The 8344-nt window shown below is 36.6% G+C and carries 7 protein-coding genes and 1 pseudogene; 2 read left to right on the top strand and 6 right to left on the bottom strand.

The features are described from left to right. A partial coding sequence (locus HRT72_05670) for a SpoIIE family protein phosphatase (GenBank protein ID NQY67196.1) occupies positions 1 to 1539 on the top strand: 1539 nt, incomplete at its 5' end. 49 nt (positions 1540 to 1588) lie between these two features. Here HRT72_05670 and HRT72_05675 read toward each other — a convergent pair. The 3 genes from HRT72_05675 to HRT72_05685 are packed head-to-tail and all read right to left on the bottom strand — an operon-like array spanning position 1589 to position 3636. Then, positions 1589 to 2221, bottom strand: a complete 633-nt coding sequence (locus HRT72_05675; GenBank protein NQY67197.1) for a hypothetical protein — start codon at positions 2219 to 2221, stop codon at positions 1589 to 1591. Positions 2222 to 2252: 31 nt separating this feature from the next. Next, positions 2253 to 3038: a FecR domain-containing protein gene (locus HRT72_05680; GenBank protein ID NQY67198.1), complete on the bottom strand. Its 786-nt coding sequence runs from the start codon at positions 3036 to 3038 to the stop codon at positions 2253 to 2255. A gap of 58 nt (positions 3039 to 3096) precedes the next feature. After that, a complete protein-coding gene (locus HRT72_05685) occupies positions 3097 to 3636 on the bottom strand; it encodes an RNA polymerase sigma-70 factor (protein NQY67199.1) in 540 nt (179 codons plus the stop codon). Positions 3637 to 3893: 257 nt separating this feature from the next. Between HRT72_05685 and HRT72_05690 the strand changes: the two genes are divergently transcribed. Then, entirely contained in the window at positions 3894 to 4223 is a 330-nt protein-coding gene (locus tag HRT72_05690; protein NQY67200.1) for a response regulator, read from the top strand. 1 nt (position 4224) lies between these two features. Here HRT72_05690 and HRT72_05695 read toward each other — a convergent pair whose 3' ends face one another. From HRT72_05695 to HRT72_05705, 3 genes and pseudogenes are all read right to left on the bottom strand, one after another. Further along, positions 4225 to 5637 (bottom strand): PQQ-dependent sugar dehydrogenase, encoded by a 1413-nt coding sequence (locus HRT72_05695; protein NQY67201.1) that lies wholly within the window; start codon positions 5635 to 5637, stop codon positions 4225 to 4227. A gap of 61 nt (positions 5638 to 5698) precedes the next feature. Continuing rightward, on the bottom strand, positions 5699 to 7021 hold the full coding sequence (locus tag HRT72_05700; GenBank protein NQY67202.1) for a hypothetical protein: 1323 nt from the start codon (positions 7019 to 7021) through the stop codon (positions 5699 to 5701). Positions 7022 to 7282: 261 nt separating this feature from the next. Next, positions 7283 to 8299, bottom strand: a pseudogene (locus HRT72_05705) (LLM class flavin-dependent oxidoreductase). Between the last annotated feature and the right edge of the window lie 45 nt (positions 8300 to 8344).

Consider the following 8344-nt stretch of genomic DNA (forward strand, 5'->3'; position numbering starts at 1 on the left):
AACTACGTGACTTCTTTAACTATCGAAGACAATAATGTTTTATGGATTGCCACAGAAAAAGGAATAAATAGAATTGATCTAAATGATGTAAGTAGTGTTAATGATATTTCGATTCAAACTATTCATAAACGAGATGGCCTAAAGGGAGAAGATTTTTATGTCAATTGTGTTTGTTCCGATAGTAAGTATAGAATATGGTGGGGAGGAGGAAAGGCTGTGGAAATGTTAGATTTGAATAATTTACATACTTCCGAAAGAGCCCTGACTGTCGATCTTCAATATATCGAGATTGATGAGCAATACATGAATTTCAATAATCTAGCCGACAGTTTAAAAAATGACATTCAATTTTCTTCCGTCCCGCTATTCCATAATTATCCAGAAAATTTAAAACTGGCATATAAAATAAATCACATTAATTTCCATTTCTCAGCAATAGATTGGGCATCTCAACATAAAATAAGATACAGTTATAAATTGATCGGTTTGGATAATCATTGGAGTGAACCAAATGAAGAGTCTAAAGCAGATTATAGAAATATTCCTCAAGGTAATTATGTGTTTAAAGTTATGGCTGTGGGGTCGGACGGTAAATGGAGTGAGCCATTTGAATATAAGTTTTCGGTGCGATCTCCTTGGTGGCATACTTGGTGGGCAAGGTTGGGATACGCAGTTATTGCTGCTATTGTAATATCATTAATTGTTAGCTACTACATATCTCAGCTAAAACAAAGACAGAAATTTCTTGAACGTCAAGTTGCATATGCTACGCAGAAAGTAGAGGCTTCTCACAAAGAGATTACCGACAGTATTATTTATGCAAAAAGAATTCAGTATGCCATTCTTCCTCGAGTTGGAAAGATCCGTAAGAAGCTGAAAGGCATCTTCGTTCTGTATAGTCCAAAAGATATTGTTTCGGGTGATTTTTTCTGGACAGAAATGGTTGGTAATAAAATATTCTTGGCTGTCGCCGATTGTACCGGTCATGGTGTGCCAGGAGCAATGGTAAGTGTGGTTTGTAGTAATGTGCTTACTAAAAGTGTAAGGGAGTTACGATTGCACAATCCAGCAAAAATATTAGATAGGGCTGTAAGCTTACTGGAAGAGAGGTTCTCCCACAGTTCAGAAACTGTTCAAGATGGGATGGATGTGTCTATGTGTTGTGTTGATTTGAAAACGATGAAATTAGAATATGCTGGTGCAAATAGTGCATTGTATTATATCAGAAAAGGCATACTGCATGAAATTAAGCCGGATAAACAACCTGTAGGTAAGTACGTAGATCAACATCCGTTTACTCCGCATATAATGGATGTAGAAGACGGAGATTGTTTCTATTTATTTTCAGACGGTTTTGCAGATCAGTTTGGTGGACCGAACAATAAAAAGTACAAATCGAAACACTTTAAAACGTTACTCGTCGAAAATCATCTTAAACCTATGGATGAACAAAAGGTGTTGCTTAGTGAGACTTTTAAAGCCTGGAAAGGTGATATAGAGCAACTCGATGATGTTTGTGTAATGGGATTTAGAGTATGAAAAAACACCTAATCTTTAAAAATTAGGTGTTTTCTTATAAAAAGATTCATTAAAAATTATATCTGACTCCAACGCAACCTTGCATATATAGTTTGAAAGGTTCATCAATTAATTCTAGAAAGGCTGTAGCATCAATAAATGCAGATATGGGGTGATTAGGGAAAGTATATTCAAGACCAATTACGCCATCAATACCAATATCATTATTGGTGGTTTTATCTCCATCCGAATACATCCAATTGTCACCCTTATATATTTGATATCTATACGCATATGTATATGATTGAAAGATAGCCTGAATTCCAGCTCCAAAATACCACTTCATGTTATTATCGAAATCTTGGGGTAAAAAGGTTTTTTGAATTAGATAGTGAAGTTGAATTCCAATGGGAGTACTGGCATCGGTTTCGTAGTGCTCAAATTTATGGTAGTACAGGTAGTTTTGGTCATTGTACCAATCGTTGAAGTTATCGTCGTAATATTTGTTTTTGTTTCGAAAAGAATGAGTTCGTCCAATGGAAACCTCAAATGCATTTTCATCAGAAAGATGCTTTTTAAATGTGATCCCACTGGGATCACCGAAACGAAGGCCAACTCCCATATCTTGAGCGTTAGAAGAGGTAAATCTTGTTGTAGCGAACAAGATTGATGCGATAATAATAGTTTGTTTGAAGATTCTCATATTGATGTTATTTGGTAGTTATTAAGGGTTTTTATTGTTTATTATTCTTGATAAATGACTTGACGTCTTTTCCAATATTTTTCAGCCACCATCTTAAATCTTTTTTTCTGAATTTATTTTTGAGAATGATGTCTGTAGTATTGTTGTAGGAAACTTTTTCTCCCTTGGCTAGGAGTATTTTATTCTCGCCTGTTTCGAACTGTATTTTACCGGAAGTAACAGCTACCTCAATGTTTTCGGAGTCGTAAGAGTTAATATTAAATTTTGTTCCGAGAACAGTAACGAGTGTATTGTTGGTGTATACTTTAAATGGCTTAAACTCATCTCTCTCAATCTCAAAGTATGCTTCTCCGCTCATTTTAACTTCACGGTTATCAATATCGAATTTTTCAGGAAAACTAAGTTTGCTGTTCTTGTTCAACTGCACCTTACTATTATCAGGTAGGATGAAAATTTCTGTGTTGTCGGTAGTAGCAATTTCTATTCTTTTAACACCGGTATCAATAAATAGATATCCAAGACTAAGAATAATTAAAAAAGAAGCTGCCACTTTTAAACTGCGTCTTTTCCAAAAAGGAGTCACTTTCGGCTCTTGTTCCGTGGCCTCAATACGGAGTTTAAGCTTTTCCCATTCGTCAGAAGTATTGGGTATGTATTCTTCTCTAGTTTGTTTGTTGTCGGAAAAGAGTTCTCCTAATTGTTTTAAAAGGATACTGTTTTCGTCGCTTTTTTCGATCCATTTGGTTAGCGTACTTTCTTCTTCGCTAGATGACTCATTGCTAAAGTGCTTGGCTATTATTTCCCAGGGTGTATTCATCGTTATGTATGCTTGTTATTATTAACACAGTTAACTATTGACTTACCCCCAAGAAGTTTTAGAAATTATTTAAAATAGAAATAAGTAGGGTGGAAGTAACGGTGATGTATGATTCTAATTGAGTCTTTAGTTTCTTAATTGCAATACCCATTTGATTTTCCACTGTCTTGACTGATATATCTAATTGTTCGGCAATTTGTTTGTATTTCAATCCTTCCGTTCTGCTTAATATAAATATAGCCCGGCATTTAGGTGGGAGATTTTTAATCGCAATGTCTACTAGATCTTGTAATTCTTTAGTTTCAATTTTTTGTTCGACATCATTGATGGAAGGTTCCTCTACTTCATTGCTAATGGGAACTAGGCGTCGGTTTTTTTCGAGCCAATTTATTGCACCATTCATTGTGGCCTTATGAAGATATGCACGCAAAGAAGAACTCCAGTCGATGTCTTCTTTTATTTTATACAATTTGAAAAATACGTCTTGTACAATGTCTTCGGCATTACTTCTATCCCAAACAATTTTATTAGCTGTATTGCAAAGCTCAGAGTGATATTTTAAAAATAAATCCTCTATGTGTTTGATCTCGTTATTCACGGAATAAAAGTATCAAAGAAATTATTCGAATTGATACGCTTGAACTTTAATAATTAACAGGCTTAAATGATTGAAAAGTAAATGTAAAAAAGGTAGAGGAGATATTACTTGTAGCGGACAATGAAACGACTAATTTTTTAAATGTTCGCTTGTTGGAGAAAATGGGTGCTGCACAAAAAATTACAGTTAAGAAAAATGGATAGAAGGTATTAGGTTATATCACTTCATTAAAAAATACTGGTCAAGATTATCCTGATGTGATTTTTTTAGAAATTAAAATGCCAGTTATGGATGGTTTTGACTTTTTGAAAGAGTTGAAAATACTTGAGCCAGATTCTTCCAATCATCCGCCAATTATAATGTTAACAACGTCTGATCTAAGCATAGATCGGGAGATGTCAGAGGATTTAGGCGCTTCACTGTATTTGATGAAGTTTTTGGATAGAGATAAAGTGAATCTTGTTTTGGAGCATGTGTTATCAAATAAAAACAAGGACAATACATTTGTTTTTAGTCTAGACAAGAAAGGCAATCAAACTCTAAGGGAATTGTCGCAGGAAGAAAATAAAATGATTTACAAGAAATAGTTTATTCTACTACAAGCTTACCAACTGCTACTTGTTTTCCTTTAGAGTAGAGAGTGTAGAAATACATGGCGCTTGCCATATTAGAGCAATCAAGTGTATATGTACTAGTCTTAATACCAGTTTCCCTCATAACCTCTTTGCCATTTAGCGTTGAAAGGACGAAGTTATGCGAAGCCCTATTTGGATTGTTAAAAGAGATTGTAGTAGATTCATGTACAGGGTTAGGATAGAAGCTCTCGTCTTTGTCAGGTTCATCAGATTCAATTCCTACCGTAAGCTCTACTACTTTATAAATTTTCCCGTCGCTAATTCCTGAAATATAAAGTTCGCCACTAGCATCTTCTCCAAAAGAAACGAGGTTGCCATCCGAATGGTGACCATGGTTCATACTTACCCATTCAGAGCCATCAAAAGAGAGTGACATGATTTCGCCATAGCAATAGTCAGTATAAACGTAATGCCCATACATTTCTGGATACTTTGATCCTCTATACATGTAGCCACCTGTTATTGAACAGAAGTCTCCTGTGTGTAAATAGTCGTAAACGGGAGAGGTATATACGGCAACATCAGGAGCACAATCTCCACCAAAATAAAAGCTATTTCCTTCATAACAGTTCCAGCCATAGCTTTCTCCACCTGCGCTAGAGGCAGGTTGCATATTAACTTCTTCATAAAGGTTTTGTCCTACGTCTGCAATCCATAGATCTCCTGTTTCACTATCAAAACTATATCTCCAAGGATTCCTTAATCCTGTTGCCCAAATTTCATCAAGGCCTTCAGGGTTACCTACAAATGGATTGGAATTTGGAATTGTATATGGCATAACATCTACATCTAATCTTAGCATTGCACCAAGTAGATGTAAGGAATCTTGACCGTAGCCATAAGGATCTCCACCTGTCGTGCCATCTCCATCACCCGTACCGATATATAAAAATCCATCAGGCCCGAATTGCAACCCACCACCGTTATGGTATTGGTCTGGTTGAGCTATGTTTAATACATATTCTTCGGAAGTATCATCTCCAATGTCAGGATCTCCCGCACTAACAGTAAATCTTGAGATTTGTGTATCGCCGTTGCCATCAATATAGTTTACGAAGAAATAACCGTTTACCGCATAGTTAGGATGAAAGGCCAACCCTAATAGACCTCTTTCGTCCCACCAGGAATTACCAGAAGTTACAATGCTAGTTATATCCATAAATGGAGTTGCATTTACAGTTCCCAAAGTGTCCACGATTTTTATAATACCATTCTTCTCAACAATAAAAAGGCGGTCATCACCAGCGTTTCGTATATCAACAGGTTTAGTAAATCCACTAGCCAATTCAAGTAGTTCGATTTGAGGTTGTGCAGCACAAAATAATGAGTACGACGAAATAAGTAGCGTTCCAATAATTCTCTTCATAATTCTTAATGCTTTGTTATTTTATAGCTTGCTTTTGAAAATTAGTAGTAAATGCTTCAGACTAGTTTTTATCTTCTCTAATCACTTTTACATTTCTCCTATACTTGCCAGTGATAAGAGTAATTCCCACAAACTTCTCTTTGTAAGTAGGATTATACTCAATCGTATAGTCACCTGCATTTTGTTTCTCATCTACGAGTAACTCAATAAGTCGTCCTCCGATACTGGTAACGCCTATGTTAACATGCCCATCCTCTGGAACAGTATAGTTGATTGTAGCCGATCCATTGAATGGATTTGGGTTACAGCTTATTTTACACAATGTATTATCAACTTGTGGAGTATTTGCTGGACCAACAGTAGGGTCAATATATTTGTATATTCGAGAACCTACTGCGTACATTACATCACCAACTTTTACGAAGCGATTAATAGTATCCTCATAATCAGGGTCTATGCTAATCTTATTCCAGTTACTGCCCCCATCAACGGTTTGATAGGTTTTGTTGCCGCCAGATGCCCAACCAAGATTTTCATCATAGAAACCTACACCTAAACCTTCATAATTATTGGCATTGTTATCGTATATCACATCCGACCATGTAAGACCACCATCTGTTGTTACGACTATTTTTCTTGGGCCTGTATAGTAATAAGAAATTTGTGCATAGCCATTCATCCTATCTCTGAAATAAACTTTCCAAAAGTGATCGCTCGTGGAAGTGTGTTTTATTTCAAAATTTTGTCCACCATCTGTAGTATATAGTATTACACTTTCTACTCCCCAGCCACCAGCTTTATTTCCTACCACAACACCTGTGTCTGGATCAAAGAAGTGCACATCTACTAAACCATTGGCCTCTGCTGACGAAAAAGTCTTAACGGTCCAAGTGGCACCAGCATCCGTAGATTTAACCAAAACTGGAGGTCCATCATATCTTCCAACTCCCACTATGTTGCTCTCGTCAATAGCTTGAAGACCACAAATTCCTTTCATATTATTTGAAGCAGGTAATCCCGATACAGGTGCCCATGTTGAACCTCCATTAACTGTTTCGTACATAATAGTAGGATCTGAAGTTTGGTTAACCCAACCCATTGGACCTAGATTTCCAACAAAACCATGTTGGTCATCTAAAAAGGCGATACATCTAAAAGATGTTCCAGGCTGATCAGCTACATTGGTCCAGTTATCGCCACCATCTGTAGTTTTGTAAATCTGACCTGAGATGTCACAAACCCATCCAGTATTTTGATCTGTAAAAGTTATATCGTCGTGGTTCCAATATCCACCAATTGGTGCATTAGGTAGTACTTGCCACGATTGTGCGAAGCTCGATGTAATAATTATTAGTACAGCTGAGAGAGTCATTAAATACTTCATCTTTTATCGTTTAAGTTTATGCTAATCTACATCCATCGACGTGTCACATTGGTTAACAATTGATAATAATTTGGGAGATTAGCTGCTAAGCTATTGGAAGTTACGAATTATATTGAATAGGGTTTGTGGTATTATTGTGATAATAGAAAAGACTTTTTTTAAAAATGTTTATTTTCGAGTAATTTCTTTTTGAAATTTGATAATACTCGTATAATAGTTGGTTTTTTGCTTTTGATTAGGGTGTAATTATTTATTGAAAATTTATGAATTTTTATTCACTAACGGCATTACCTTTTTACCTATCAGTTCAATTGAACTCAAATATTTTTCGTGGGATAAACCGACATTCATTTGAAAAGTAAATCTTGAAATACCTCCAAGAGCTTCTCTATGACGGAGTATCTTTTCTGCAACTTCTTCTGGGGTGCCAACTAAGTAGGCGCCAAGTGGTCCGTTTTGGGCATCAAAGCCTTCTTTGGTAACAGGGGCGAAGCCACGCTCTTTTCCAATCTTGGTGAACATTTTCTCATAGCCAGGATAAAAATCATTAATGGCTTCTTCTGTACTGTTTGCCACATAGCCCAAAGAATGCAAACCAACTTTTAGTTTTTCTGGCGCATGACCTGCTTTTGCTCCAGCGTCTCTATACAAGTCTATCAAATGTCTAAATCGATGTGTTTCTCCTCCAGTTACGGCCACCATTAAAGGCAAGCCCATCCTTCCTGCTTGTACAAAAGAGGATGTTGTTCCACCGACTCCTAACCAAATAGGTATTTCTTTTTGTACAGGTCGTAGGTATATCGGTTGGTTAATTAAAGAAGCTCTAGACTCACCCTTCCAATCCACAATTTCATTGTCTCTAATTTAAATTAGTAGTTCTAGCTTTTCAGTAAACAAAGCGTCGTAATCCTGTAGACTTAATCCGAACAGGGGGAATTCCTCGGTAAAAGAACCCCGGCCAGCTACTATTTCTGCCCTGCCATTAGATATTAAATCTAACGTTGCATAGTCTTGGAATACCTTAACTGGATCTGCGGCACCGATAACAGTAACGGCACTCGTTAGTATGATAGTTTTGGTCCGAGATGCGGCAGCTGCAAGTATCATCGCAGGGGCGGAGTCTAAAAGCTCTTTCCTGAAATGCTGTCCGATTCCAAATAGGTCAAGTCATACTTGGTCAGCTAATTCTATTCTTTCAAGTAACTCATTTAGCGCTTGTGAGTTGGTTCCACCTTGCCTAGAAGACGTGGCAGCAAAACTATCTATTCCTATTTCCATGGCATCTTAGTTTAAATGCGTTAAAACAATATACGTAATTACGAA

The sequence above is a fragment of the Flavobacteriales bacterium genome (genome assembly GCA_013214975.1).
In the GTDB taxonomy this organism is placed as follows: domain Bacteria; phylum Bacteroidota; class Bacteroidia; order DT-38; family DT-38; genus DT-38.